The sequence below is a fragment of the Aureimonas ureilytica DSM 18598 = NBRC 106430 genome, assembly GCF_000382705.1.
Taxonomy (GTDB): Bacteria; Pseudomonadota; Alphaproteobacteria; order Rhizobiales; family Rhizobiaceae; genus Aureimonas; species Aureimonas ureilytica.
Genome location: NZ_ARQE01000009.1, coordinates 92,566 through 119,186 on the forward strand (window position 1 = coordinate 92,566; position 26,621 = coordinate 119,186).

Here is a 26,621-nt window from a genome sequence, read left to right on the forward strand (position 1 = left end):
GTGCCAGCATGGAGCCTTCGTTCGTGGCCGAGCCTTTGTCCGACATCGCCATCGCGCGCGCCGCCCAGAAGAAGCCGATCGCCGCGATCGCCGCCCGGCTCGACATTCCCGAGGACGCGCTGATCCCCTATGGCCGCGACAAGGCCAAGCTGGACGCCGCCTTTCTCGAGGGCTTGAAGGATCGCCCCGACGGCAAGCTGATCCTCGTCACCGCCATCAACCCGACGCCCGCCGGCGAGGGCAAGACGACCACGACGGTCGGCCTCGGCGACGGGCTGAACCGCATCGGCAAGCGCGCGGCGATCTGCCTGCGCGAGCCCTCGCTCGGCCCCTGCTTCGGGCAGAAGGGCGGGGCGGCCGGCGGCGGCTATGCGCAGGTCATCCCGATGGAGGACATCAACCTCCATTTCACGGGCGACTTCCACGCCATCACCACGGCGCACAATCTCCTCGCCGCGATGGTGGACAATCATCTCCACTGGGGCAACGCGCTGGGGCTCGACCCGCGCCGCATCGTCTGGCGCCGCGTCATGGACATGAACGACCGGGCGCTGCGCGACATGGTGCAGTCGCTCGGCGGCCCGGCCAACGGCCTGCCGCGCGAATCGGGCTTCGACATCACCGTCGCCTCCGAGATCATGGCGATCGTCTGCCTCGCCGCCGATCTCGACGATCTGCAGGAGCGGCTCGGGCGCATCGTCATCGGCTACCGGCCCGACAAGTCGCGCGTCACGGCGCGCGACCTGAAGGCCGACGGCGCCATGGCCGCGCTCCTGAAGGACGCGATGCTGCCCAATCTCGTGCAGACCGTGGAGAACAACCCCGCCTTTGTGCATGGCGGGCCCTTCGCCAATATCGCCCATGGCTGCAATTCGGTGGTCGCGACCCGCGCCGCGCTGAAGCTCGCCGACTATGTGGTGACGGAAGCGGGCTTCGGGGCCGATCTCGGCGCCGAGAAGTTCTTCGACATCAAATGCCGGCAGGCCGGGCTGAAGCCGGCCGCGACTGTCATCGTCGCCACCGTGCGCGCGCTGAAGATGAATGGCGGCGTCGCCAAGTCCGAACTCGGCACGGAGAATGTCGAGGCCGTCCGGCGCGGCGCGGCCAATCTCAAGCGCCATGTCGGCAACTGCATCTCCTTCGGCGTGCCGGCCATCGTCGCGATCAACCATTTCGGGACGGACACCGACGCCGAGATCGAGGCCGTGCGCGAGGCGGCGGCGGAAGCGGGCGTCGAGGCGGTCCTTTGCCGGCACTGGGCGCAGGGCTCGGCGGGCGCGGAGGAACTCGCCGAGAAGGTCGCGAGCCTTGCCGATTCCGGCCGCGCCCGCTTCAAGCCGATCTATCCCGACGAGACCAGCCTTCTCGGCAAGATCGAGACCGTGGTGAAGGACATCTACCACGGCGCGGCGGTAACGGCGGAGCCCGCCGTGTTGAAGGCGCTGGACGGCTTCCAGGCCGATGGCTACGGCCATTTCCCGGTCTGCATGGCCAAGACCCAATATTCCTTCTCGACCGACCCCGCCCGGCTGGGTGCGCCGACCGATCATATCGTGCATGTGCGCGAGGTGCGGCTGGCCGCAGGCGCCGGCTTCGTGGTGGCGATCTGCGGCGACATTCTCACCATGCCCGGCCTGCCGCGACAGCCGGCGGCCGAGCGCATCTTCCTCGACGCGGAAGGGCGCGTGGAAGGGCTGTTCTGAGGCGCTCGCCCGAAGCCGGCCGAAGCCGAGGGTCGCTGCGCTCGTCTGACGAGCGCCGGGGATCGTGCCAAGCGTGCCGGTCTCGTCTAGAAATCGTCGCTGAAACGAGGATGCCGGCCATCGCGGTCGGGCCCGTTCAGCGGAGAGCCGACGCATGCCCGATGGTCTGATCCTCTACACGAACCCCATGTCGCGCGGACGCATCGTCCGCTGGATGCTCGAAGAGGTCGGCGCACCCTACGAGGCGAAGATCCTCTCCTATGGCGAGGGGATGAAGGCGCCCGAGTTTCTCGCCCTCAACCCGATGGGCAAGGTGCCGACCCTCATCAATGACGGCGTGGTGGTGACGGAGGTCGCGGCGATCTGCGCCTATCTCGCCGAAACCTTCCCCGAAGCCGGCCTCCTGCCGCGCACGGCTTCGGAGCGCGCCGCCTATTATCGCTGGATGTTCTTTGCGGCCGGCCCGCTGGAAGCAGCCGTCACCAATCGCACGCTCGGCGTCACCGTGCCCGACGAGAAGCGCGCCTTCGTCGGATACGGCTCCTACGAGACCGCCCTCGACGCGCTGGAAGGCGCGGTTTCGGTCTCCAGCTTCATCGCCGGAGACAGGTTCACCGCCGCCGACGTCTATGTCGGCAGTCACGTTGCCTGGGGCCTTCAGTTCGGCTCGATCGAGCGCCGGCCGGCTTTCGAGGCCTATGCCGAACGCGTCCGGTCCCGCCCGGCCTATCGCCGCGCCACCGAGATCGACGACGCGCTTCTGGCCGCCGCGAAGGGCTGAGCCGGCCGCTCGCGCGCACTTGCGAAGCACTGGCAAATAAGGCCTTGCGGGGAATTTTCGTTGCGATCGGCCGGGCTCTGGGCTAGGTCTTCCGCCATGACGAACGCGCGCAACATCGGCAAGTGGTGGCTCATCCGCACATAGGCGGCTGGCGAACACGTGCGTCTGTTCGAAACAAAGGCCGCCCCGGGAAACCCGGCGGCCTTTTTGCTTGAAAAAGGGGCCGTGAGGGCCGGTGCTTCTTGAAGGAGTGGAACCCATGACCCTCGAAACCGCCAGCGACGGCGCGTTCCGATACGAGACCGAAGGCGGTGTCACCGTCACCCGCCGGCGCCGCGACGTCGCCTATGCGGGGGCGATCGAGCCCTATGTCGATCGGCTCGACACGAGGCGCGGCGCGGTCTTCTCCTCCAATTACGAATATCCCGGCCGCTACACGCGCTGGGACACGGCGATCGTCGATCCGCCGCTCGCCGTCACCTCGTCCGGCCGTCACGTCCGGGTGGAGGCGCTGAACCCGCGCGGCCATGTGCTCCTCGGCTTCGTGGCGGACGCGCTGGAGGGCCACGAGGACCTCGCCGAGACCCTTCGCGGCGAAAGCCGCCTCGATCTGACCGTCGCCCTGCCGTCGCGCGCCTTCACGGAAGAAGAGCGCTCGCGCATGCCGACCGTCTTTTCCGTGCTGCGCGCCATCGTCGCCCTGTTCAAGTCGGACGAGGACAGCGATCTCGGCCTTTACGGCGCCTTCGGCTACGATCTGGCCTTCCAGTTCGATCCGGTTCGCGAAACGCAGGCGCGCGACGACGCGCGGCGCGATCTCGTCCTCTACCTGCCGGACGAGATCCTGATCGTCGATCACTATTCGGCGCGCGCCTATGTCGAGGCCTACGAGTTTTCCAAGGACGGGCGCTCCACCGAAGGGCTGGAAGGGGGCGGCACCGACGCGCCCTTCGTGCCGGCCAACGAGGCGCCCAAGCGCGGCGATCACGAGCCCGGCGAATACGCCTCGCTCGTGCGCCGCGCCAAGGACAAGTTCATGCGTGGCGACCTGTTCGAGGTCGTGCCGGGCCAGACCTTCTACGAGCGCGTCGAAAGCCGCCCCTCGGCCGTGTCGCGCCGCCTGAAGGCGATCAATCCCTCGCCCTATTCCTTCTTCATCAATCTTGGGCGGAACGAATTCCTGATCGGGGCGAGCCCCGAAATGTTCGTGCGCGTGTCGGGCCGCCGCGTGGAAACCTGCCCGATTTCCGGCACGATCCGGCGCGGCGAGGACGCGATCTCGGATTCCGAGCAGATCCTGAAGCTCCTGAACTCCAAGAAGGACGAGTCGGAACTCACCATGTGTTCCGACGTCGATCGCAACGATAAGAGCCGCGTCTGCGAGCCGGGCTCGGTGCGCGTCATCGGCCGGCGTCAGATCGAGATGTATTCGCGCCTGATCCACACGGTGGACCATATCGAGGGCCGCCTGCGCGAGGGCATGGACGCGATGGACGCCTTCCTGTCCCACGCCTGGGCGGTGACGGTGACGGGCGCGCCCAAGCTCTGGGCCATGCGCTTCATCGAGGAGAACGAGAAGAGCGCCCGCGCCTGGTATGGCGGCGCGGTCGGCATGGTGCATTTCAACGGCGATCTGAACACCGGCCTGACGCTGCGCACGATCAGGCTGAATGGCGGCATCGCCGAAGTGCGCGCCGGCGCGACGCTCCTCTACGATTCCAACCCGGAAGAGGAAGAGGCCGAGACGGAGCTGAAGGCCTCCGCGCTTCTCGCCGCCATTCGCGAGGCCGGCGCGCCGCAGGCTTCCGGCGCCACGGCCGAGCGCGCCAAGGTCGGGGAGGGCGTTCGCATCCTCCTCGTCGATCACGAAGACAGTTTCGTCCACACGCTCGCCAATTATTTCCGCCAGACCGGCGCCGAGGTGACGACGGTTCGCACGCCCGTGCCCGAAGAGATCTTCGACCGCGTGTCGCCCGATCTCGTGGTTCTCTCGCCGGGCCCCGGCAAGCCGGATGATTTCGACTGTCGCGGCACGATCGCGCTTGCGCGCAAGCGCCAGGCGCCGATCTTCGGCGTCTGCCTCGGGCTCCAGGCCCTGGCGGAGAGCTATGGCGGCACCTTGCGCACCCTGCATGTGCCGGTTCACGGCAAGCCCTCGCGCATCCGCGTCGCCTCGGCGGGCACGATCTTCGCCGGGCTCCCGTCCGAAGTGACGGTCGGGCGCTACCACTCGATCTTCGCCGATCCCGTGCGCCTGCCGCGCGAGTTCGAGGTGACGGCCGAGACCGAGGACGGCGTCGTCATGGCCTTCGAGCATAAGCACGAGCCGGTCGCGGCGGTGCAGTTCCATCCCGAAAGCATCATGAGTCTGGGAGGAGACGCCGGGATGAAGATGATCGAGAATGTCGTGGCCAAGCTGCCCCGGCGCAACCGCGCGTAAGGTCTTCCGTCAATGAATGCAGCGGCGATCACCATGAGCGACGACGACACCGGCCGGCTGGTCAAGCGCACGGCGACCATCACGGTCGCGGTCGCCTGTCTCGTCCTGGGCATCAAATATCTCGCCTATATGGTGACCGGCTCGGTGGCGCTGTTTTCGGACGCGCTGGAATCGATCGTGAACGTGGTCGCCGGCCTCATCGCCCTTTGGGCGGTGACGGTCTCCTACAAGCCCGCCGACGCCGATCACCCGTTCGGACACACCAAGGCGGAGTATTTCTCCGCCGTGGTGGAGGGCGTTCTGATCGTGCTCGCCGCGCTTCTGATCCTGCGCGAGGCCTGGTTCGCCTATGCCGCGCCGCGCGCCATCGAGGCGCCGCTTCTCGGCATCGCCATCAATGGCGTCGCGACCGCGATCAACGCCTTCTGGGCGACGGTTCTGATCCGCAAGGGGCGCGAGCACCGCTCGCCCGCGCTCGATGCGGACGGGCGCCACATCATGGCCGATGTGGTGACCTCGGTCGGCGTCCTCGCCGGCCTCGCCGTGGCGCAGGCGACGGGCTGGGTGATCCTCGATCCGCTGCTCGCCGCGCTGGTCGCGCTCAACATCCTGCGCGAGGGCTGGAAGGTCGTCGCCGCCTCGCTGTCCGGCCTCATGGATCAGGCGCTCGACGCGCCCGACGACGCGCGCGTGCGCGAGATCATCTCCACCAAGGCCGACGGGGCGCTGGAAGTCCACGACGTTCGCACGCGCATCGCGGGCCGCGCGATCTTCATCGAATTTCACATGGTGGTGCCCAGCGCGATGAGCGTCGGCGATGCGCATGTGATCTGCGACCGGATCGAGGACGCGCTTCAGGAGGAGTTTCTGAACGCCCGTGTTCTGATCCATGTGGAGCCGGAAGCGGAAGCCAAACAGGTGGGCGTGCCTGTCATCTAGGCGTCATAGGCCGCCAAAACAGCTAAGAGTTTGAAGGGGCAGCGGGATTCGCTGCCCTTTCTTTTTGCGCCTGCGAAGGCGCGTAGGTGCTTCTTTGTGCAGCGCAAGAGGGTCATGGATAGGAAGAGCGCCTTACTTCCCGAACGGACTGTTCGCAATCCGCTACTCGTAGGGGCGACCGGGATCGACTACATCAGGGTCATCGAACGACGCGGAAATAAAACGACCGCTTGGGAAATAAACGAGCAGGTCCCGCCAGTCGCTACGACTTTATGGGGAATAAAATTATGAAGACTTTCGCTATTGCTTCCGCCGCTGTGCTTTCTCTCGTCGCTTTCACCAGCGTCTCGTCGGCCGCCGGCCTCGTCCCGGGTTCGGACTACTACGAGGACGTGCAGGCCGATCACGCCGCCAACACGGTGATCGCCGGTCAGGCCGCCGCTCGCGGCGCAACCGTCAACACGGTCGAGACCCGCTCCTTCGGCTATCCGGCCGGCGTGAGCGCCAACGAGGGCGTCGTCCCGGGTTCGCGCACCACGGTGCATGCCGATGAGACGGCGCAGATCAACGCGGTGTCGAAGGGCGTCTACAACAACGGCGCCACCCCGGCCTCCAGCATCTCCACCCTCCTGGTCCCCGGTTCGGACTCCTTCTGATCCGACTTCGGGCCGTCTGGTCCAGACAAGCCCGGCTTTCGAGCCGGGCTTTTTGCGTTTGGGGGAAGGGCGTTCGCATCGCTCCGATCGCGACTTGCAATTCCGCTCGGGCCGGGCGACAACTCGTTCCATGACATCGACCGAATCCCCCTTCGCCTTTCAGGGCGCACGAGCGGCCATCGCCGCCACGGGATTCGCTTGCCTCCTTCCGGGCCTTCTCGCGCTTATCAGCGATCGTCGGGCCCGTTAACGAAGAGGCGCCCGGCGGTCGAGCCGGCGCCCTCGCGCCCTTCCGTCTCTTCGGCTTTACAATCGTCCTGAAATTTTGAAAGACGGCTTGTCGCGCCTTTGGCCGCCCGTCTTTGCCGAACGAGCAAGGTAACCCGATGTCCGTATCCGCTCCCGTCATGGCCAAGGCCGCCACGAAATATCAGTCCTACCCGGCGGTCGATCTGCCCGATCGTCAATGGCCCTCGCGCCAGATCGAGAAGGCGCCGATCTGGTGTTCGGTCGATCTGCGCGACGGCAATCAGGCGCTGGTCGATCCGATGGGCCACGACCGCAAGTCGCGCATGTTCGCGCTCCTGAAGGCGATGCGCTTCAAGGAAATCGAGATCGGCTTCCCCTCGGCCTCGCAGACCGATTTCGACTTCGTGCGCTGGTGCGTGGAAGAAGGGGGCATCGACGACGACGTGTCCTTGCAGGTCCTCGTCCAGTGCCGGCCCGAGCTGATCTCGCGCACCTTCGAGAGCCTGGAAGGCGCCAAGCACCCGATCGTCCATTTCTACAATTCCACCAGCGAGCTGCAGCGCCGCGTCGTGTTCGGCAAGGACCGCGCCGGCATCCGGCAGATCGCGGTGGACGCGGCCAAGATGATCACCGACATGGCCGCCAAGGCCGGCGGCGGCTTCCGCTTCGAGTATTCGCCCGAAAGCTTCACCGGCACCGAGCTCGAGTTCTCGCTCGAAATCTGCAACGCCGTCGCCGAGGTGGTGAAGCCATCAGCCGAAAACCGCCTGATCCTGAACCTGCCGGCGACGGTCGAGATGTCGACGCCCAACATCCATGCCGACCAGATCGAATGGATGAGCCGCAATCTCGACAATCGCGAGGCGATCATCCTGTCGCTGCATCCGCACAACGACCGGGGCACGGCGATCGCCGCGACCGAACTCGGCCTGCTGGCCGGGGCGGACCGCGTGGAAGGCACGCTGTTCGGCAATGGCGAGCGCACCGGAAATGTCGATCTGGTGACCCTGGCGCTCAACATGTTCACGCAGGGCGTGGACCCCGAGCTGGACGTCTCCGACATCAATCGGATCAAGGACGTCTACGAATATTGCAACCAGCTCGCCATTCCCGAGCGCCATCCCTATGTCGGCGAGTTGGTCTACACGGCCTTCTCCGGCTCGCATCAGGACGCGATCAACAAGGGCATGAAGGCGCAGAAGGTCGCCAACAAGCCGCTGTGGGAAGTGCCCTATCTGCCGATCGACCCGCAGGATGTCGGCCGCTCCTACGAGGCGATCATCCGCATCAACTCGCAGTCCGGCAAGGGCGGCATCGCCTATGTGCTGCAGGCCGACTACGGCTTGAACCTGCCGCGCAATCTCCAGATCGAATTCCGCGAGGACATCCAGCGGATCACCGACGAGGAAGGCCGCGAGCTGCCGGTGAAGCGCATCTACGAGCGCTTCCTGGAGCGCTATGTCGAGCAGCCCGAGGCGCGCCTGCGCTATGCGGATCATTTCACCCGCGTCGAGAACGACCGCAACAGCCGGCTGGTCGAGGCGACGATCCTCGACGGCGGTCGCGAAGTGAAGATCGAAGGGCGCGGCACGGGCGCGATCGACGGCTTCATCAACGCGCTGAACGCGCATCTCGGCCTGTCGCTCAGCGTCGCGGACTATTCGGAACATTCGCTCCAGCGCGGATCCAACGCCAGCGCGATCGCCTACATGGAGATCGAGCATGGCGAGGGCCGGGTGTTCGGCGCGGGGATCGACCAGAACGCGACCACGGCGTCGCTGAAGGCGATCGTCTCGGCGGCCAACCGCGTCCTGGAAGGCTGAGGTCTCGAACGGTCGGCCCGCGTCAAGGCGGGCCGACCAGCCTCGGACAGGGTTCGCGAAAGCCTGCGCCTCTAGAGAAAGAGGTCGCGCGGGGCGAGCCACGAGGGTTCGCCACACGATGAGTCGAGGTGGCAAGATGGCCGAGGCCAAATCCGCTGTGGCGGTGACGAACGGAACCAAGCGACTGGCCGACGCCGTGCGCGCGGCCAAGATCGCCGCCGCCCAACGCACCGACATCGTGGTGGACATCCGGGAAGCCGATCGGGCGCGTCTCGAAATGTTCGTGGACGAGCTGCAGCCGATCATGGACGCCGTCCCGGCCGACGACGAACTCTTCGACTTCTCACTGTCGAGCGGCAGCCAGCCCCGGTTCTGGATCGACGCGACGGCCCATGTGATGATGGGACGGGACCGGCGCACCTATCGTTTCGTGCGCGAGACCAGGCTCGGCCGCGTCACGCTCGCCGAATCGCCCGAGCTGCGCTTCGTCATCGACCGCGTCACCGACTATATCGCCGAGCGCATCGTGGAGCGGGACAAGGCGCTCGCCGTGTTCGACGGGCTCGGCACACGTCTGGCACAGCCCGAACGCCCGACGCCGACGCTGACCGCGCCGGTCAGCCTTTCGTCGGAAGATCCGATGCGCCTTCCGGAGCGGCCGCGCTCCACCGACTTCGTCATCGCCCTGTCCTGGCTGATGATCGGCGTCGTGGTCGGCGTCGGCATTCTCATGGCCATCGCCGCCGCGCGCGGAACCTCGCTTTTCGGCTGACGTCGCAAACGCGTCACGAGCGCCGCAGGCGCGTCGCGAGCATCACGAGACCGCCGACGGCCAGACCCCAGAACGGGGCGCTGATGCCGAAAAAGGCCGTGCCGGACGCCGTGACCACGAAACACAGGACCGCCGCTTCGCGGTCCTGCACCTCCGCCACCGTGCCGGCCAGCGCGCCGGCGAAAGCGCCGATCAGGGCGAGACCCGCCATGGCCTGGATCAGGACGGGCGATTGCGCCGCGAAGGCCGTGGCCCAGCCGGCCGCGAGCCCGAAGGCGATATAGCCCGCCCCCGATACCATTCCGGCCCACCAGCGGCGCGCGCGGTCCGGCCCCGCCTCGTCGCCCGCGCAGATCGCCGCCGTGATCGCGGCGAGATTCACCGCATGACCGCCGAAGGGCGCGCTGAACAAGCTGAACAGGCCCGTGAGCGTGAAGAGAGGACCGGGCGCAGGCGCGTAACCGTTGACCTTGAGGACGGCGAGGCCCGGAATGTTCTGCGAGGCCATGGTGATCAGGAACAAGGGCAGGCCGATCCCGACCATGGTCGAAAGCGACCATGTGGGCAGCACGAGAACCGGGTCGGGCACGATCGCCGCGCCGGTGCCCGGCCCGGAATGCCGGAGATAGATCAGAAGGAAGGTCGCGACGGCGGCGGCCGGCACGGCGAGAATGCGGTTCCATCGACCGACCGCGAACCAGATCGCGACGATCGCGAGGCCCTCCAGCGGCAACACGGCCACCGCCTTCACCGGCGCCAAACAGAGCGGGAGGAGGATGCCCGCGAGCATGGCGTTGGCGAGCGACACGGGGATCGCAGCCATCGCACGGCCGACCGGCTTGACAAGGCCGGTCAGGATCACCAACCCGGCTGCAAGGACGAAGGCCCCGATGGCGGCCGCGAACCCACCCTCTGGAAGGCCGGCGCCGGCCAGGAGTGCCGCACCCGGCGTAGACCAGGCGATGGAGATCGGCATTTTCGTGCGCCAGGACACGAGAAGCCCGCACAGGCCCATGGCGACCGAGAGCGCCATGATGCCGGACGCCGCCTGTTCGGGCGTCGCGCCGACGCCGACGAGGCCCTGCAGGACGACGGTGAAGGAACTGGCAAAGCCGACAAAGGCGGCAAGGAGGCCGGCCGAGACGGCGGCGAGCGGCGGCAGGCGCATGGGCAAGGCTTTCGGGAACGGCACCCGCGACAAGGGTGCACCGAGGCCTTTTGGGGCTTACGACCGTTCCTCCCACTCTCGCAAGCGCAAACCGCGCTGCCCAGAGGCGGATGTGGTTTGCGGACCCGGCAGGAGAGGCAAGGCGCATCAGGGTGCGCGCCAGACAATCCCTGCGGCTTCGTTTCACCGAGGTCTCGACCATCGAGGCCGCGGCGAAACGGCCTGCGTCCTGATGGCTCGGCCGCTAGCCGAGCGCGGGATCGACGTCGCCCGGCGTTTTGGCGTCTTCCCTCGGGCGCGCATCCACCGCCGTGCCATCCGTCAGAAGCTGCCGCTCGCGAATCCAGTCGATCCCCGAGCCGTCGAGCTTCAAACCCCGCTCGCGCTGCGTCAGCGACCAATGGCCGGGTTCGCCGTCGATCTCGAAGAGATTGTAGCGGGACGGGGGCTTGGAACTGCCTGCGTTCTGGCTGGCCGAGGGCACGCCGACGACGGGCACTTTCACCCCGTCCGGCCCGGTCAGCCAGTAGAGCGTATCGAGATGCGTGTGCCCGTGCAGAACGAGTTCGGCCCCGACATCGTGGATGACCTTGGAGAAGAACTGCTTGCCGATCAGCCGCTTCGACCAGGCCGCCGCGCCGGAAATGGGTGGATGGTGGATCATCACGACCCGGAACAGGCCGCGCGCCTTGGCCTCCTCCAGAAGCCGCGCCGTGCGCAGCGCCTGCCCGCGCTTGAACGAGCCCGTGGCGAAGAAGGGCGCCGTCGCTTCCGCGCTGGACGTTCCGATGATGGCGACCTGACCGCGCACGCGCAGAAAGGGGAAGTGCTTGGCCTCGGCCCCGAGCCCATGGTCCCCCATCATGTAGGGATGCCATTCGCGATAGGCGCGCTTGAGGGCGCCCGGCACATAGGCGTCGTGATTGCCGGGGATGACCGACACGCCGTCCGGCTTGCCGAGGTCTTCCAGCCAGAGACGGGCGCCGATGATTTCCTGCTTCGACGCCAGATTGACGAGATCGCCGGTGACGGCCACGTGGTTCGGCCGGTGCGCCTTCATGTCGGCGACGAGACGCAGAAGCGTGTCGCCGAACATCGCCCGCTTCCGGTTGCGTTGCCAATTGATGTAGCCCGTGATCCGCTTCGAGGCGAGCTCGCGATAGGAAAGCTCGGGCAGCGGACCCAGATGAATGTCGGATAGATGGGCGAGTCGGAACATGGCGTGGGAATTAGCTGGCCGAGCGGGAATGAAAAGGGGCCTCGCGTGAAGGCGTTGGCGCAGCGATGGCTCGGCCGGGGACTTCGCCGCTGGGCGCTCCTGTCGCGCCCGATGACGCTCGGCGTGCGTCTCCTCGCCTTCGACGAGGCAGGACGCGTGTTTCTGGTACGCCATAGCTATCGCGACGGCTGGTATCTGCCCGGCGGCGCGGTGGATGTCGGCGAAACGGCGCTCGCGGCCGCGCGTCGCGAGGCGGCGGAGGAGGGGCACCTTCAGTGCCTCACCGAGCCGCGCCTCCTCGCCGTGTTCTACAACCGGCGCGAGGCGCGCGATCACGTTCTTCTGTATCGCTGCGACCGCGCCCGGCAGGTCAAGCCGCGCCGGCCCGACCGCGAAATCGCCGAAACCGGCTTCTTCGCGCCGGACGCCTTGCCGGAAGGGGCGACGCCGGCGACGCGCCGCCGCATCGCCGAGGATCTGGCAGGCGGCGGGTTTCCCGAAGACTGGTAGCGCTCAGGCCGACGGCAGCCGCCCGCGATCATGCGCCTGCCGCAAGTCCTGTTCGGGGCCGAGCGGCACGATGCCGGTCGGATTGATGGTCCCGTGGCTCTCGTAATAATGATGCTTGATGTGGTGGAAATCCACCGTCTCGGCGACGCCCGGCCATTGGTAGAGCTCGAGCATGTAGTGGAAGAGGTTGGGGTAGTCGGCGATCCGCCGCTTGTTGCACTTGAAGTGCCCGACATAGACCGGGTCGAAGCGGATCAGCGTGGTGAAGAGGCGCCAGTCGGCCTCCGTCAGGCGCGGGCCGGTCAGATAGCGCTGCGTGCCGAGGCGCGCGTCCAGCTCGTCCAGCGTGTCGAACAGCGCGTGGAACGCCTCTTCATAGGCGTCCTGCGCGGTGGCGAAGCCGCATTTGTAGACGCCGTTGTTCACGTTGCCGTAGACGAGCGTGTTCACCGCGTCGATCTCGGCTTTCAGGTCCGCCGGGCACAGATCGACGCTCGCATCGCCGAAGGCGTCGAAGCTCGAATTGAACATGCGAAGGATCTCGGCCGATTCGTTGTTGATGATCGTGCCCTCCTGTTTGTCCCAGAGAACCGGAACGGTGACGCGGCCGCTATAGTGCGGGTCGGCTTTCAGATAGACCTCGTAGAGCCGCTTCGCGCCGTTGACGCTATCGGGAATGGCGCCGGGGCGATCCGAGAAGACCCAGCCTTCCGAGCCCATGTGCCAGTCGACGACCGACAGGGAGATGACGTCCTCCAGCTTCTTCAGCTTGCGCAGGATCAGCGTCCGGTGCGCCCAGGGGCAGGCGAGGGAGACATAAAGATGGTAGCGCCCGGCTTCGGCGGGCACCGCGTCCTGACCGTCCGGGCCCGGCGCGCCGTCCGGCGTCACCCAGCGCCGGAAGCTCGTGGTCGTGCGCTGGAAGCGGCCGCCGGTCGACTTCGTGTCGTACCACTTGTCCTGCCATTGTCCGTCCACGAGAAGACCCATCGCCGCGCTCCTTTCGCCAGTCGTGTCGTCGCAGCATAAGCGAGGGGCAGGGCCGACGTTCCCCGGAAACGAGGGAACGCAGCGTCACCCCGCGCACTGCGATGCAGCGAGGAAAGGCCATGGATTTCCCTCATGCGTGATGCTAAGAGGGCCGACCGATCGGGATGGTCGGCGGCCAGGGAAGGCGGGTATGTTGCTCCGACGACGACGAGACGAAGCGGCCAGCGCCGCTGTGATCGACGCCGCCACCTGACCTTCGATGGGGTCCGGGCGCGAGCGACCTTGCTCATCCAGCCTTTGCGGACCTCGTCATGCTCTCCACCCTTCAGGATCTCGACCTCGCTTTCGAGGCGGAACTGCCCGCGCACGCGGATACGATCGAAGCCATCAATGCCGAAGCCTTTGGCCCCGGCCGGTTCACCCGGGCGGCCGAGCGGGTGCGCGAGCACAGCCCGCACGATCTCGCGCTGTCGCGCGTCGCCATCCTGCGCGGCGAGGTGGTCGGCTCGGTTCGGCTGACGCCGGTGCGGATCGGGAAAACCGATGTGCTCATGCTCGGACCGCTCGCGGTGCGGCCGGGCTTCAAGAAGCGGGGCATCGGCCGGATGCTTCTCAGCCTTGCGGCCGAAGCCGCAAAGGCCGCCGGCGAAACGGCGATCTTCCTCGTGGGCGACCGCGCCTATTACATGCCGCTCGGCTATGCGCCGCTGCCGGTCGGCTCGGTCACGATGCCCGGCCCGGTGGACGAGACGCGCATTCTCGGCCTCGCGCTCGTGCCGGGCGCGTTCGACGGCGTCGTGGGCCCGGTCCTGCCGCGCGACTGACGCCTGTGTTCAGGTCAGGATGCTGAAATCGCCCTTGAGCGTGGAGCGGTGGCCGACATGCTCGCCATTCTCCGCGAGCCAGGCGCTTGCGGCCGCGCGCCCGAAATCGCGCAGGTCCGTCAGTTCGGACCAGCGCGTGTCCATCTTGCCGGCGCTGCTCCGCCTGGCCATGGCCTCGCCCGCCTCGATCATGTGAAGGCGAAGCCCGGCGATGCGCTGGAGAACCGGGTTTTCGAGATCGGAACCCTTCACCAGACGCTGCACCTCGGTCAGCATCCGCAGGTCGCGGATGAGCGAGGTGTTGAAGGTGATCTCCTGCACGCGGTTCATGATGTCGCCCGGCGTTTCCGGCGAGCCGGCGCGATGGAAGGGGGTCACCTGAACGATCAGGATATCGCAGGCATCGTGATCCTCGGCGAAGAAGGGCGTCAGCATGGGATTGCCGACATAACCGCCGTCCCAATAGGCGCGGCCCTCGATCTCCACAGCACGGAAGACGTCGGGCAGGCAGGCCGAGGCGAGGAGGGCATCCGCCGTGAGTTCCTGCCCTGAGAAGACGCGCACATTGCCGCTTTCCACGTCCGTCGCCGAAACGAAGGTCGGCACGACGCGGTCGCTCTGGAGAAGTGGGAAATCGATCACCGCTTCCACCACCGGCCGCAGGGCGTTCTCGGAGGGCAGGCCGAAACTATAGGGCGACATGAGCTGCCCGAAGAGCTTCATGCGCTCGATCGCGTCATGCACCATGGAGCGGCTGAACGGAAAGAAGGGGAGGCGGTTTTCGGCCGCGCCGAGCGGCGAGCGGTTGGACACTTCCTGCCAGAGCGCTTCGAGCTTGCGTCGCGCGCCGTCCGGCCCCTCGGGAAGGCCCGTCGCGAGCGCCGCCGCGTTCAGCGCGCCGGCGCTGGTGCCGCTGATCGTGGCCGGGGCGAAGCGACCGTCCTCCAGGAGCCGGTCGAGCACGCCCCAGGTGAAGGCGCCATGCGCTCCACCGCCCTGAAGGGCCAGACACACTCGGGGCATCGGCGCAGTCTCCGCTAAGCTCGTCTTTGTCATGCGCAAGAAATAGGTCTCTTCGCAATTGCGAAGAGACCCGGCGGCACCGAAAGCGAAAACTCCCTAGCGACCTTCGCGATACCAGGTGGCGGACAGCGCCAGGAGAAGGACGGCAAGGCCGAGGAAGCCGGCAAAGAGCGGCGTGCGGTTCACCCCGCGCAGGACCGTTTCCTCCGTCGTGCGAAGCCCGATCCAGTCGCGCCCTTCGGCATCCGCCCGACCGGCCATCGGCACGACGCGCGGCACCGTGATCTCGCCGGTCTCGCCCGCCAGACGGCGAACGCTGCCGCGGCTCTGATCGGCGATCGGCTGGAGCTTGGCGGTGGTGGAGATCGCTTCGCGATATTCGCGTGGATTGACCGGACCGATATTGGCGAGCGCGCGCAGATCGCCGTTGGCGACCTGATAAAGGCCGAGTTCGTCGGTCGCGAGCTGGCCCTGCCATTCGCCATTGCCCTTGTCGGCGAGCGTCACCTGCAGGGCGCGGCCGGTCGGCGTCACCACCGTCGCCGGACCCGGATCGCCGCCGATCGTGTGGCGGGTGATCAGAAGGTCGGTGCCGGAACCCTCGGCGTCCAGCGCTTCCTCTTCCAGCTCGGGCTCCTTCATCAGCCAATGGGCGAGCCGGCGGAAGAGGGCCACATGCGGCCCGCCGCCCTCATAACCGCGCGACCAGAGCCAGCCCTGGTCCGACAGAAGCAGGGCGACGCGGCCTTCGCCCGCGCGGTTGAGCACGAGAAGCGGCTTCTTGTCCGGGCCGGTCATGACGACTTCGCCGTTGGTCTGGCCGACATCCACGGTGCGGAACCAGGGGCTCCATTTGGGCGGCGAGCTTTCCGAGCCTGGAAGATCGCGGGTGACGGGATGCTTGCGCCCGAGTTCGGAAAGAACCGGACGATAGGCGCGCAGATCGACCTCGCCGGTCGGCAGCGCCGGCAGGATGGAGGCGAGGGGGGAATTGGCGACCGAATCGGGCCCTGCATATTCCGGGCCGGACGCGATCAGCATCGCGCCGCCATTGCGCACATATTGCGCGATGTAATCGTAATAGAGCGTCGGAAGCACGCCGCGCCGCTGGTACCGATCGAAGATGATGAGGTCGAAATCCTCGATCTTCTCGACGAACAGCTCCCGCGTCGGGAAGGCGATCAGCGACAATTCGTTGATCGGCGTGCCGTCCTGCTTTTCGGGTGGGCGCAGAATGGTGAAGTGGACAAGATCGACGGCCGCGTCCGACTTCAGGAGATTGCGCCAGGTGCGCTCGCCCGCGTGCGGTTCGCCCGAGACGAGAAGCACGCGCAGGTTTTCGCGAATGCCGTCGATGACGGCGATGGCGCGGTTGTTGACCGGTGTGATCTCGCCCGGATCGCGCGCGGCGGAAATCTCCACGATGTTCTTGCCCGCGCGCGGCAGCCTGATCTCGACCGAGGTCGGCTCGCCCGGCACGGCGCTCTGACGCTGCACCAGATCGCCGTTCAGGAAGACCTGCACTTCGACCGGGTTGCGCGAGGCGCGCGGCCCTTCCTCGACGACGCGGTAGGTCAGCGTTTGCGGCTGTTCCACGAGGCCGAAGCGCGGCGCCGTTACGAGATCGAGCCGGCGGTCGAACTCGTTGGGGCGCCCCGTGACCAGCGCATGAACCGGCGCGTCGAAGCCGAGCGCTTGCGCATTGGCGGGAATGTCGTGGACCTGCCCGTCCGTCACCATGATGGCGCCGCCGACGCGCCCCGGCGAAACGTCGCTGAGCGCCGAGCGCAAGGCGCCGAACAGCGCGGTCGAGGCGTCGCTCGTGCCTTGCGAGCGGGCGTCCACCTCGCGCAGCTCGAATTGCGGGAAGGCCGCCAAGCGTTCCTTCAGGGCTGCCACGGCCTCGTCGGTCTGCGCCGTCCGCTCGCCGATCGTCTGGCTCTGCGAGCGATCCACCACCAGCGCCACGACGCTCTTCAAGGGGTCGCGCTCCTCGCGCAGCACCACCGGATTGAGAAGCGCCAGCATGAGCGCGGCGATGGCGAGGACGCGAAGAACCGCGCCGCGCAGGCCTGCGAAGACCAGCGCCGCCGCCAGAAACAGCGCGGGAATGCAGAGGATCGCGAGGACCGTCCAGGAGAAGAAGGGCGCGAAGTCGATCGACCAGTTCATGCGCTACTGCCCCAGCCGTTCGAGAAGGGCCGGCACGTGGACCTGATCGGCCTTGTAGTTGCCGGTCAGCACGTACATCACGATGTTGACGCCCGCACGATAGGCGTAGTCGCGCTGCGCCGGATCGGCGGAATCGGTCGGGCGCACGAAGAGCCCGTTCTCGTCCACCGCCCAGGCGCTGGCGAAATCGTTCGACGTGATCATGATCGAGGACACGCCGTCGCCCGCGCTCGCCGGACGCGCCTGCGCATCCGCGCTGCGCACCGAGGATTCCACCCAAAGGTCCGAGCCGGTGTGCCGGCCGGGGAAATTGTCGAGAATGTAGAAGGCCTTGGTGAGCACGTGGTCGCGCGGCACGGGCTCGAGCGGCGGCACGTCGAGATCGGCGAGAATATCCCGCAGCCGGCGCTGGCCGGGCGAAACGGCGCTGCCCGAAAGATCGCCCGCGACATCGCCTTCCACGTCGAAGAGGACGGTGCCGCCCTGTTTCATATAGGCGTCGACCCGGCTGATCGCCGCTGGGCTCGGCATGGTCGCATTGGCATGGACGGGCCAGTAGAGGATCGGGAAGAAGGACAGCTCGTCCTTTTCGATATCCACCGCCATCGGATCGCCCGGCTCCAGCGCGGTCTTCGACGCGATGAACTGCGACAGGCCTGTCAGCCCCTCGCGCGAAATGCGATCGGTCTCCGCGTCGCCCGTCTGCACAAAGGCGAGATGCGTCGTTTCCGTCGCGGCGATGGCCTTCTGGGCGTCCATCCCTTCCAGGCCTTGCGTCGCCTCGTCGGCGGCGGGCGCAGGCGCCTGCGCACGAGCCTGTTCGGGAAGGGCGCTGAGAAGCAGCGCGCCGACGAGAAGCAGCGGCAAGGCGGAGGAGGGGCGGCGCGTGCCGCCGAGGCGGCGGCCCAGGCGCGACAGCCCGCCGTTCAGCCAGAGAAGCGCCAGCGCGTCGAGCGCGAAGAGGAGGAGCGCGGCGGCAAAGAGCCAGGGCGTGAGGTCGGTCGCATCCTGCGTGCCATAGGCTCTGGCCTCGACCGGCGCGCCGAGATCGAGTTCCGGCAGCGGCTGGAGCGTGGATTCGGCGGCGAGGAGATTGAGCGCGCGGTAGCCTTCCGACGTGCCATAGAGACCCGGCGGATGATCGGCGGAGGGGCGCGGCGTTTCGCCGGCCTGGATGGTGAGCGGCTGCACGTTCGGCCCCGGCTGGGTCAACCGGCCTTCGCCGTCCATGATGCGATAGGGCGGGAGGACCTGCGCCCCCGCATCGCCCCCCGCCGCGCTCGTGCCGCGCGACAGCGTCACGATGCGCCGGAGCATGTCCACGAACGCGCCGGAGATCGGCAGGTTCGACCATGTGGCCTCGGCCGTCGTGTGAACGAGAACGATGCGGCCGGCCCCGCGCTCGGCGGCGGTGATGATCGGCGTTCCGTCCTGAAGGCTCGCCCAGGTGCGGTCTGCGAGCTCCGCCGAGGGTTCGGCGAGGATCTGTCGGGAGACCGTGACGTCGTCGGGAATGCCGATGCCGGCGAGCGGGCTTTCGGCCGGAATCGGCGCGAGCTTCTGCGGTTCGGACCAGGAGAGCGAACCGCCGAGCTGACGCTCGCCGCCGCGAAGACGCACGGGCACGAGGTCGTCCTCCGCCGTGGAGGCGGCAAGACGCGGTCCCGCAAAGCGCAGGAGAACGCCTCCCTTGTCCACGAAGCCGCTCAAGGCCTCGCGCGCGGGCTCGGGCAGGACGCCGATATCGGCGAGGACGATGATCGAGGGCTTTTGCTCGACAAGCGCGGGAACGGCGGTCGAAAGATCGGCGCTGTCGGGCCGCACGAGATCGGCATAGGGCTCCAGCGCGCGGGTGATGTAGTAGAGCGGAGAAAGAAGCGGCTGGGCGAGATCGGCCGCTTCGCCGGACACGAGCCCGACCTTTCGCCGCTGGAAACTGTCGTCCACGAGCCGGACGGACGCCGCGTCGCGCGCGCCGTCGCGCTCGATCCGAGCGATGTCGTTGCGCAGTTCCACGGGCACCTCGAACCGCGCCTCGCCGGCCGCCGAGCCGGCCGCGAAGCGCAGCGACGCGCGGCCGATCTCGCGCTCCTGCGCATCCAGCGCTCGCAACATGGTCTCGGCGGGCGCTGCGGCCTCGCTCACCGCACGGACGCCTGAAACTTCGAGCGCTTCGGTCGCATTGTCCGCGCCGGTCAGTCCGACGAGGCCGGCGAGCGAGGGGCGGTAGAGCAGCGTCTGCGCCGGGGCGAGCCCTCGCAGCCGCTCGGCCGCCTCGGCCGTTCCCGGCTCGTCCAGCCCATCGGTCAGAAGCGCGAGGCTGATGCCGGTCTGGCCGGCGAGAACACCGGCCGCGCGCGAGGCGGCGGCAACGCGGTCCGCCGGGATCGGACGCGGCTCGGCGGCGGCGAGGCGTTCCAGCGCGGTGGCGGCTTCGACGGGCGCGGGGTCGTTAGCCGCGCCCTCGGCGGTGAGGAGGAGCGAAACCGGCCGGCCGCTCTCGCCGGCCTCGCGGATCAGCGCCTCGGCCGCGCCGCGCCGCGCGTCCCAATCGCGCGCGCTGGCCCAGCCATTGTCGAGCATGACCACGACCGGACCTTCGCCCGACAGCGCGCTTTCGCGCGGATTGAGGATGGGCGCGGCGAGCGCCAGAATCACGAAGGCGGCGAGCGCCAGCCGCAGAAGCGTCAGCCACCAAGGGCTTTTCGACGGCGTTTCCTCGCGCTTTGCGACCCGCTCCAGAATGCGAAGCGGGGGAAAGGCCTCCGTCTGCGGGCGCGGGGGGGTGAGGCGCAGGAGCCACCAGATGACCAGCAGCGCCAGAAGGCCGGCGAGAACCAGCGGCGCGCCGAAGGACAAGGACAGCCCGCCCATCAACCGCGCTGCCCGCTCAGCTGGAACTGCCCGCTCAAGCGCCCGTGCAGCGCAAGCAGGGGCTCGGACGCCAGCCGGTCCGTCAGGTGGAAGACATGGCTCCAGCCGATATGCCGACAGTGCTCGGCCAGATGCGTTCTGCGCGCGTCGAACAGGGTGCGATACTCCTCGCGCAGGGTTTCCGCCCGGCCGGCGGTGAGCTTCGCGCCGGTCTCGGGATCGCGGAACTCGGTGCGCCCGCTATAGGGGAAGGCGACTTCGGCGGGATCGGCGATCTGCACGAGATGCCCCCTTACGCCGCGCCGGGACAATTGGTCGATCCGCGCGACGAGCTCGTCCATCGGATCGAGGAAATCGCTGACGAGCACGATCTCGCTGTAGCGCTTGAAGCGGTCGGCGCCCGGAAAGCCCGTGTCGGGGCGGCTCGACATCAAAGCGCCGGCGATCCGCTCGGCGGCGTTGCGCGCCGAGATCGGATCGAGCACCTGCGGATAGCCGATGCGCTCGCCCGAGCGCGATAGAAGCTCGGCCAGCGCCAGAACCAGAACCAGCGCGCGGCTTTCCTTCGACACGAGGCCGGCCTGCGACTGGTAGAGCATGGAAGGCGACGGGTCGGCCCAAAGCCAGACCGTCTGCGCGGCCTCCCATTCGCGGTCGCGAAGATAGACATTGTCGTCGCGCGCCGAGCGGCGCCAGTCGATCCGCGACACGGGCTCGCCGTCCACGAAGGGGCGGAACTGCCAGAAATTCTCGCCCGCGCCCCGCCGGCGGCGGCCGTGCCAGCCGCTCGTCACGGTCGCGACGACCCGGCGGGCCTCCACCAGGAGATCCGGCAGGAGCGCCGCGCGCTGTCGGGCGCGCAGAAGCGCCTCGCCGCCCGTCGTCGCGTCCGTGGTCCGACCGATCGACGCCATGCGGTTCAGCCGAGCCCGCGCACGAGGGCCTTCACGACATCGCGAACGCCCATGCCCTCGGCGCGCGCCGCGAAGTTCAGCGCCATGCGATGCTGCAAGATCGGCTCGGCCAGCGCGCGCACGTCGTCGATCGAGGGCGCAAGGCGGCCCTCGTAGAGCGCGCGGGCACGCACGCAGGTCATGAGAGATTGCGATGCGCGGGGGCCGGGACCCCAAGCGATATGCGCGTCGGCCTCCGACGAGCCGTGGCCGGGGCGGGCCGAACGCACCAGCGAGAGGATCGCGTCCACCACCGTGTCGGGCACCGGCATCCGGCGCACCAGCGCCTGGATTTCCCGAAGGCGCTCGGCGGTCATGACCGCGCCGGCGCGCTCTTCCGAAACGCCGGTCGTCGCCATGAGAATGCGGCGCTCGGCCTCCAGCGAGGGATAGTGAACGTCGATCTGGCAGAGGAAGCGGTCGAGCTGGGCTTCCGGCAGGGGATAGGTGCCTTCCTGCTCCAGCGGGTTCTGGGTCGCCAGAACGTGGAACGGGGCGGGCAGGTCGTGCCGCTCGCCCGCGACCGTCACATGATATTCCTGCATCGCCTGGAGCAGGGCGGACTGCGTGCGCGGGCTGGCGCGGTTGATCTCGTCGGCCATCAGAAGCTGGGCGAAGACGGGGCCGCGCACGAAGCGGAAGGACCGTCGGCCGGTTTCGTCCTGATCCATGACCTCGGTGCCCACGATGTCGGAGGGCATGAGGTCGGGCGTGAACTGCACGCGCCGCGCGTCCAGCCCGAGCACGGTGCCGAGCGTTTCCACGAGCTTGGTCTTGGCAAGGCCGGGCACGCCGACGAGCAGCGCATGCCCGCCCGCCAGGATCGCGGTCAGCGTCTGCTCCACCACGCTTTCCTGGCCGAAGATGACGCGCCCCACCGCCTCGCGGGCTCGCGCGATATCGGCGAGCGCGCGCTCGGCCTCTTCCACCAAGGCCTTGGGGTCGAGCGTCGCGCTCTCCAGTGCGAGGATCGTCATGATGGTGGGGTCCCTTCTCGCTCGTCGCCCGGCCGAGGCGCCGCTCCTCGTCAGAATAAGGAATGGCGAGATCGTGCGCTGGCAAGCGCCGGGCGCGCAACTATTTCGTGACGGCGAAGCCCGACCAAAATAAGACCGGTCCCGCGTAAGTGATCCGGGCCGAAAACCCGAGGCTGCGCGCGGCATAGGACAGGGAACAACATGTCGCAAGCTGACGATAGCGGCCTCAAGGCTCTGGCGAGAAGAGCCGAACGCGCCGGGCTCCAGGCGCCTCCGGTGGAGACGTGGAACCCGAGCCATTGCGGGGCGATCGACATCCGCATCGATCGTGACGGCGTCTGGTTCCACGAGGGGCGGCCGATCACGCGCGAGGCGCTGGTGCGCCTTTTTGCCACGATCCTGCGTCGCGAGGCGGATGGCTCCTTCGTGCTCGTCACGCCTGTGGAAAAGCTGACGATCGCCGTCGAGGACGCGCCGTTCCTAGCCGTCGAGATGAGCGCGACGGAGCGGGAGGGGGTGCCACGCCTGACCTTCCGCACCAATGCCGGCGACCTCGTGGAAGCCGGCCCGGAGCATCCCCTGCGCTTCGTCTCCGACGAGGGAGGCTTTCGTCCCTACCTTCTGGTTCGCGGCGGGTTAGAGGCACGGCTGACCCGCGCGCTCGCCTTCGATCTCGCCGGTCAGCTCTGCGAGCGCGGCGGACGGCTCGGCATCGCCTCTGGCGCGGCCTTCTTCCCCCTGCCTGATATGGAAGATCATGTCTGAAACGACCGTGACCTGGAGCGTCGAGGATGTGCGCCGGCGTGTTCTGGCGCGGGGCTCGGCGGATCTCGACTATGACAGCGGCGACGCCGTTCTCAATCCCGATCTGGAACAGCTCTTGGAGCGGGCGGCGGCGCGCGAGGCCGCCGTTCTCGTGCCGATCGTGGACCGGCCGGAGGGCGCGAGCGTCCTTCTGACGACGCGCTCGGCGACGCTGCGCAAGCATTCCGGGCAGATCGCCTTTCCGGGCGGTTCGGTCGATCCCGAGGATGCGAGCGTCGAGGCGGCGGCTTTGCGCGAGGCGCGCGAGGAGATCGCGCTGGACGCCCGCTTCGTGGAAACGCTCGGCCGCCTCCCGCGCTACCGAACCTTCACGGGCTTTCGCATCACGCCCGTCGTCGCCATCGTGCGGCCGGGTTTCGCGCTGCGGCCCGATCCGGCCGAGGTCGCCGATATTTTCGAAGTGCCGCTGTCCTTCCTGATGGACGAGGCCAACCATCGGCGTGACAGCCGCGAGTTGGGAGGCCATATGAGGCACTTCTACTCCATCTCCTTCGGGGACAGGATGATCTGGGGTGTGACGGCGGGCATCCTGCGCACGCTCTACGAAAGGCTCTACCGACCATGACCCGCATCGACGCCGACTGGCTCCGCGACGAAACCCTCCAGAAGCTCTTGGCCTGCCTGTCCGTCGAGGGCGACGAGGCCCGTGTCGTCGGCGGCGCGGTGCGCAATCATCTGATGGGTCGCGCGATTACCGATATCGACGTCGCCACGACGAGCGAGCCCGCCGAGACCGCCCGCCGCATCGAGGCGGCGGGGTTCAAGGCGGTGCCGACCGGGATCGAGCACGGCACGGTGACGGCGGTGCGGGAGGGGCGGCCCTTCGAGGTGACGACGCTGCGCAAGGACGTCGAAACCGACGGACGCCGCGCCAAGGTGAGCTTCGGCAAGGATTGGCGGGCGGATGCCGAGCGGCGCGACTTCACGGTCAACGCGCTCTATGCGCGGGCCGATGGCGAGGTCGTGGATCTCGTGGGCGGCATACGGGATATCGAGACGGGCACGCTGCGCTTCATCGGCGAGGCCGCCCGGCGCATCGAGGAAGACTATCTCCGCATCCTGCGCTTCTATCGCTTCTTTGCCTGGTACGGGCAGGGGCGGCCCGACGCGGACGGCATTCGCGCTTCGACGCGCCTCAAGGACGGGCTCGACCAATTGTCGGCCGAGCGCGTCTGGGCCGAGCTCCGCAAGCTCTTCGCCGCGCCCGATCCCGGCCGCGCGCTTCTCTGGATGCGCCAGTCCGGCGTTCTCAGCCGCGTGCTGCCGGAAAGCGAGAAATGGGGCATCGACGCGTTGCCGGCCTTAAGCGAAACCGAGCGCGCGCTCGGCTGGGAGCCCGATCCGATCCGCCGGCTTCAGGCCATCGTGCCGCCCGATCCCGAGCGCATGGCCGCGCTCGCCAAGCGCCTGCGCCTGTCCAATGTCGATCGCGACCGCATGACCGCCTGGGCCATGGCGGAGGAGCCGAGGGCGGACGAATCGGACGGCGCCTTTCGCGCCCGGCTCCTCTTCGGCAATCGCGCCGCGATCGTGGACCGTCTCCGGCTGCGTCTGGCCTCGACACGCGGCAAGGCCGGCGCGGATGCGGCTTCGCTCCAGGCGCTCGCGCAATTGTCGACGCGGCTCGCCGAGGCCGAACGCTTCGACCCGCCGGAATTTCCCGTGTCCGGTCATGATCTGCAGGAGCGCGGCGTGAAGCCGGGGCCTTCGCTCGGCCGGCATCTCGACGCCCTGAAGCGGCGTTGGGCCGAAAGCGGCTTCACCCTCAAGCGCGACGCGCTTCTGGCCTCGGTTTCGCCCGACTGAGTCGCCAACAAAAAAGCGGGCCGAAACCGGCCCGCCGAACTGGGTTGGAAAGGACGGACCGCCTCAATGGGCGGTTTCGTGCAGACCCTCGCGGAACGCATCCATCATGCGCGGCGTGATGGAGGGCACGCCCAGCTGCTTGGCCTGCTCCACGGCGCGGCGGATGACCTCCGCCTGCGACTCGGCGCGGATGACACGATCGCATCCGGGGATGACACCGGAGCAATTGAGTTCGAACATACGTAACCTCCCTGGTCGATGAGATCAGGCGAGACCGGCGATATGGTCGCGCGTGACATGCTAGGAGTTGGCTCTGGAAAGGCGCGATGTGCGGACCGTTCCGAAGCCACACGCACTGCCCACAGGTTGTCCTGGGTAAAATGATGTTAACATTCTTCGATCGGATGTGAACCGCCCGCCGCCCTCCTGCGACGATCTACGCCATCAAATTTTTTCTTAACCGGCTGAAGAGACGGGTTAAGATGAAAGTTAACTCATACAAAATCCGTTCGATCGCGCGGACTTTATTTCCGTTCCAAAGAAAAAAGGCGATCACGGCCATTTCACGAGCGGGGGAAGGGAAGACAGGATCGAATGCACGTTCCCGCCCGTGCGCAGGCCGAACAGCGTGCCGCGATCGTAGAGCAGGTTGTATTCGACATAGCGCCCGCGCCGCACGAGCTGTTCGTCGCGGTCGGCCTCGGTGAAAGGCTTGTTGACGTTCTGCCGGACGAGATGCGGATAGACGACGAGGAAGGCCTTTCCGACATCCTTGGTGAAGGCGAAGTCGGCGTCCCAGCCGCCCTTTTCTTCGGGCGCATGAAGCCAGTCGTAGAAAATGCCGCCGACGCCGCGCGCCTCGCCGCGATGCGGCAGGAAGAAATACTCGTCGCACCATTCCTTGAAGCGCGTGTAGTCCGCCACGTCCGAATGCCGCTCGCAGACGAAGCGCAGGGCCTTGTGGAAGGCCTGCGTGTCCGGGTCTTCCTGCGTGCGGCGCCGGTCGAGCGTCGGCGTCAGGTCCGCGCCGCCGCCGAACCATTGGCTGGTGGTCACGACCATGCGCGTGTTCATGTGAACGGCGGGCACGTTCGGGTTGCGCATATGGGCGATGAGGGAAATGCCCGAAGCCCAGAAGCTCCGATCGCCCGACGCGCCGGGGATCTGCTTGGAGAAGTCCTCGGAGAGTTCGCCGTAAACGGTCGAGGTGTGAACGCCGACCTTTTCGAAGACCCGCCCGTGCATCATCGACATGACGCCGCCACCGCCGTCGTTCTCGCGGCTCCAGGGCGTGCGTTCGAAGCGGCCCGCCTCGAGCCCGGTGTCGGCGCCGAACTCGTCCTCGATCTGCTCGAAGGCCTGGCAGATGCGGTCGCGCAGCGCCTCGAACCAGACGCGGGCGAGCTCCTTCTTCTCGTCGATCCCGTCGGGAAGGCCTTGAGGCAGTTCGGGGCGTTCCATCCTGCGTCTTTCCTCTGCGCTCGCGGCTGGACCGCGCCAAGTCACGTTGGCCTAGCAGCAAGTCCGAGCCTCGAAAAGCCGGGTTCTTTCGCTCTGCTGTAAGATTCGCGTTCAGGCGCGAAACGACTCCCAAACCATTCGGGGAACACCATATAAGGGTGATGGATAGACTGGGATCGGGCGCGGGAATGACCTCGGCCTTCAACGCCAAACCGCCGCTTGCGGGTCTTCGGCGCCAATTGCGCCGGGGCCGCGCCGCGCGCTGGCGCGAGCCGGACGATCCGTTTCTTCGCGAGACCTTTGCCCTGCCGCGCGACGAAGCGCGGGCCAAGGCGCGCGAATGGTTCGATCGATTCCCGAAGGCCGCCTATTGGACGCAGGTCGAAAGCTGGCGCCTTCTGCCGGACGACCGCGTCGAGTTCACCATGCGCCGCCTGCCGACGGCCGACTGAGCGC

At 67.6% G+C, this 26,621-nt stretch carries 23 protein-coding genes; 13 read left to right on the top strand and 10 right to left on the bottom strand.

The features are described from left to right. Positions 1-8: 8 nt before the first annotated feature. The 7 genes from B146_RS0117900 to B146_RS0117930 all read left to right on the top strand — a co-directional run bounded on the left by B146_RS0117900 (position 9) and on the right by B146_RS0117930 (position 9,363). Complete coding sequence (locus B146_RS0117900; protein WP_019997849.1) at positions 9-1,703, top strand: formate--tetrahydrofolate ligase; 1,695 nt, start codon at positions 9-11, stop codon at positions 1,701-1,703. A gap of 154 nt (positions 1,704-1,857) precedes the next feature. Beyond that, positions 1,858-2,484 (top strand): glutathione S-transferase family protein, encoded by a 627-nt coding sequence (locus B146_RS0117905; RefSeq protein ID WP_019997850.1) that lies wholly within the window; start codon positions 1,858-1,860, stop codon positions 2,482-2,484. A gap of 259 nt (positions 2,485-2,743) precedes the next feature. Then, complete coding sequence (locus B146_RS0117910; RefSeq protein WP_019997851.1) at positions 2,744-4,924, top strand: anthranilate synthase; 2,181 nt, start codon at positions 2,744-2,746, stop codon at positions 4,922-4,924. A 33-nt stretch (positions 4,925-4,957) separates the two neighbouring features. Next, positions 4,958-5,863 carry a cation diffusion facilitator family transporter gene (locus B146_RS0117915; RefSeq protein WP_026358714.1) on the top strand — a complete coding sequence of 302 codons (906 nt, stop codon included), beginning with the start codon at positions 4,958-4,960 and terminating at the stop codon, positions 5,861-5,863. 287 nt (positions 5,864-6,150) lie between these two features. Beyond that, positions 6,151-6,519 (top strand): hypothetical protein, encoded by a 369-nt coding sequence (locus tag B146_RS0117920; protein WP_060577688.1) that lies wholly within the window; start codon positions 6,151-6,153, stop codon positions 6,517-6,519. Positions 6,520-6,905: 386 nt separating this feature from the next. After that, complete coding sequence (gene leuA, locus B146_RS0117925) at positions 6,906-8,591, top strand: 2-isopropylmalate synthase (RefSeq protein WP_026358715.1); 1,686 nt, start codon at positions 6,906-6,908, stop codon at positions 8,589-8,591. 136 nt (positions 8,592-8,727) lie between these two features. Then, complete coding sequence (locus B146_RS0117930) at positions 8,728-9,363, top strand: hypothetical protein (protein WP_019997855.1); 636 nt, start codon at positions 8,728-8,730, stop codon at positions 9,361-9,363. Positions 9,364-9,376: 13 nt separating this feature from the next. On the opposite strand, the gene B146_RS0117935 is transcribed toward B146_RS0117930, so the two are convergent. Both B146_RS0117935 and B146_RS0117940 read right to left on the bottom strand, forming a co-directional pair. Then, positions 9,377-10,531, bottom strand: coding sequence for a benzoate/H(+) symporter BenE family transporter (locus B146_RS0117935; RefSeq protein WP_019997856.1), 1,155 nt, complete (start codon positions 10,529-10,531; stop codon positions 9,377-9,379). 244 nt (positions 10,532-10,775) lie between these two features. Next, entirely contained in the window at positions 10,776-11,750 is a 975-nt protein-coding gene (locus B146_RS0117940; RefSeq protein WP_019997857.1) for a metallophosphoesterase family protein, read from the bottom strand. Positions 11,751-11,795: 45 nt separating this feature from the next. Between B146_RS0117940 and B146_RS0117945 the strand changes: the two genes are divergently transcribed. Next, positions 11,796-12,260, top strand: coding sequence for an NUDIX domain-containing protein (locus B146_RS0117945; RefSeq protein WP_019997858.1), 465 nt, complete (start codon positions 11,796-11,798; stop codon positions 12,258-12,260). Positions 12,261-12,263: 3 nt separating this feature from the next. Here B146_RS0117945 and B146_RS0117950 read toward each other — a convergent pair whose 3' ends face one another. Further along, the gene (locus B146_RS0117950; protein ID WP_019997859.1) at positions 12,264-13,250 is read right to left on the bottom strand and encodes a glutathione S-transferase family protein; all 987 of its coding nucleotides are present in this window, start codon (positions 13,248-13,250) and stop codon (positions 12,264-12,266) included. A gap of 311 nt (positions 13,251-13,561) precedes the next feature. Between B146_RS0117950 and B146_RS0117955 the strand changes: the two genes are divergently transcribed. Next, entirely contained in the window at positions 13,562-14,074 is a 513-nt protein-coding gene (locus B146_RS0117955; RefSeq protein ID WP_019997860.1) for a GNAT family N-acetyltransferase, read from the top strand. A gap of 9 nt (positions 14,075-14,083) precedes the next feature. Here the strand turns inward: B146_RS0117955 and B146_RS0117960 are convergent, their stop codons facing one another. The 5 genes from B146_RS0117960 to B146_RS0117980 all read right to left on the bottom strand — a co-directional run bounded on the left by B146_RS0117960 (position 14,084) and on the right by B146_RS0117980 (position 22,073). Then, the gene (locus tag B146_RS0117960) at positions 14,084-15,097 is read right to left on the bottom strand and encodes a patatin-like phospholipase family protein (RefSeq protein WP_026358716.1); all 1,014 of its coding nucleotides are present in this window, start codon (positions 15,095-15,097) and stop codon (positions 14,084-14,086) included. 96 nt (positions 15,098-15,193) lie between these two features. Beyond that, a complete protein-coding gene (locus tag B146_RS0117965) occupies positions 15,194-17,269 on the bottom strand; it encodes a membrane protein (RefSeq protein WP_019997862.1) in 2,076 nt (691 codons plus the stop codon). 3 nt (positions 17,270-17,272) lie between these two features. After that, positions 17,273-20,143 carry a DUF4159 domain-containing protein gene (locus tag B146_RS0117970; RefSeq protein WP_019997863.1) on the bottom strand — a complete coding sequence of 957 codons (2,871 nt, stop codon included), beginning with the start codon at positions 20,141-20,143 and terminating at the stop codon, positions 17,273-17,275. Then, positions 20,143-21,057 (bottom strand): DUF58 domain-containing protein, encoded by a 915-nt coding sequence (locus B146_RS0117975; protein WP_019997864.1) that lies wholly within the window; start codon positions 21,055-21,057, stop codon positions 20,143-20,145. The genes B146_RS0117970 and B146_RS0117975 overlap by 1 nt, the downstream gene beginning before the upstream one ends. Before the next feature lie 5 nt (positions 21,058-21,062). Further along, a complete protein-coding gene (locus tag B146_RS0117980; protein WP_019997865.1) occupies positions 21,063-22,073 on the bottom strand; it encodes an AAA family ATPase in 1,011 nt (336 codons plus the stop codon). Positions 22,074-22,274: 201 nt separating this feature from the next. Between B146_RS0117980 and B146_RS0117985 the strand changes: the two genes are divergently transcribed. Genes B146_RS0117985 through B146_RS0117995 form a run of 3 tightly spaced genes read left to right on the top strand, consistent with a single transcriptional unit; the run spans position 22,275 to position 24,704 of the window. Then, positions 22,275-22,838 (top strand): DUF1285 domain-containing protein, encoded by a 564-nt coding sequence (locus B146_RS0117985; RefSeq protein ID WP_026358717.1) that lies wholly within the window; start codon positions 22,275-22,277, stop codon positions 22,836-22,838. After that, entirely contained in the window at positions 22,831-23,463 is a 633-nt protein-coding gene (locus tag B146_RS0117990; protein WP_019997867.1) for a CoA pyrophosphatase, read from the top strand. Before B146_RS0117985 ends, B146_RS0117990 begins: the two co-directional genes overlap by 8 nt. After that, positions 23,460-24,704: a CCA tRNA nucleotidyltransferase gene (locus B146_RS0117995; RefSeq protein ID WP_019997868.1), complete on the top strand. Its 1,245-nt coding sequence runs from the start codon at positions 23,460-23,462 to the stop codon at positions 24,702-24,704. Before B146_RS0117990 ends, B146_RS0117995 begins: the two co-directional genes overlap by 4 nt. A 63-nt stretch (positions 24,705-24,767) precedes the next feature. Here B146_RS0117995 and B146_RS28460 read toward each other — a convergent pair whose 3' ends face one another. Next, a complete protein-coding gene (locus B146_RS28460; RefSeq protein WP_019997869.1) occupies positions 24,768-24,944 on the bottom strand; it encodes a DUF1059 domain-containing protein in 177 nt (58 codons plus the stop codon). 312 nt (positions 24,945-25,256) lie between these two features. Then, positions 25,257-26,165, bottom strand: a complete 909-nt coding sequence (gene hemF, locus B146_RS0118005; RefSeq protein ID WP_019997870.1) for an oxygen-dependent coproporphyrinogen oxidase — start codon at positions 26,163-26,165, stop codon at positions 25,257-25,259. 188 nt (positions 26,166-26,353) lie between these two features. On the opposite strand from hemF, the gene B146_RS0118010 reads away from it, so the two are divergent. Beyond that, positions 26,354-26,617 carry a hypothetical protein gene (locus B146_RS0118010; RefSeq protein WP_019997871.1) on the top strand — a complete coding sequence of 88 codons (264 nt, stop codon included), beginning with the start codon at positions 26,354-26,356 and terminating at the stop codon, positions 26,615-26,617. The last annotated feature ends 4 nt before the right edge of the window (positions 26,618-26,621 follow it).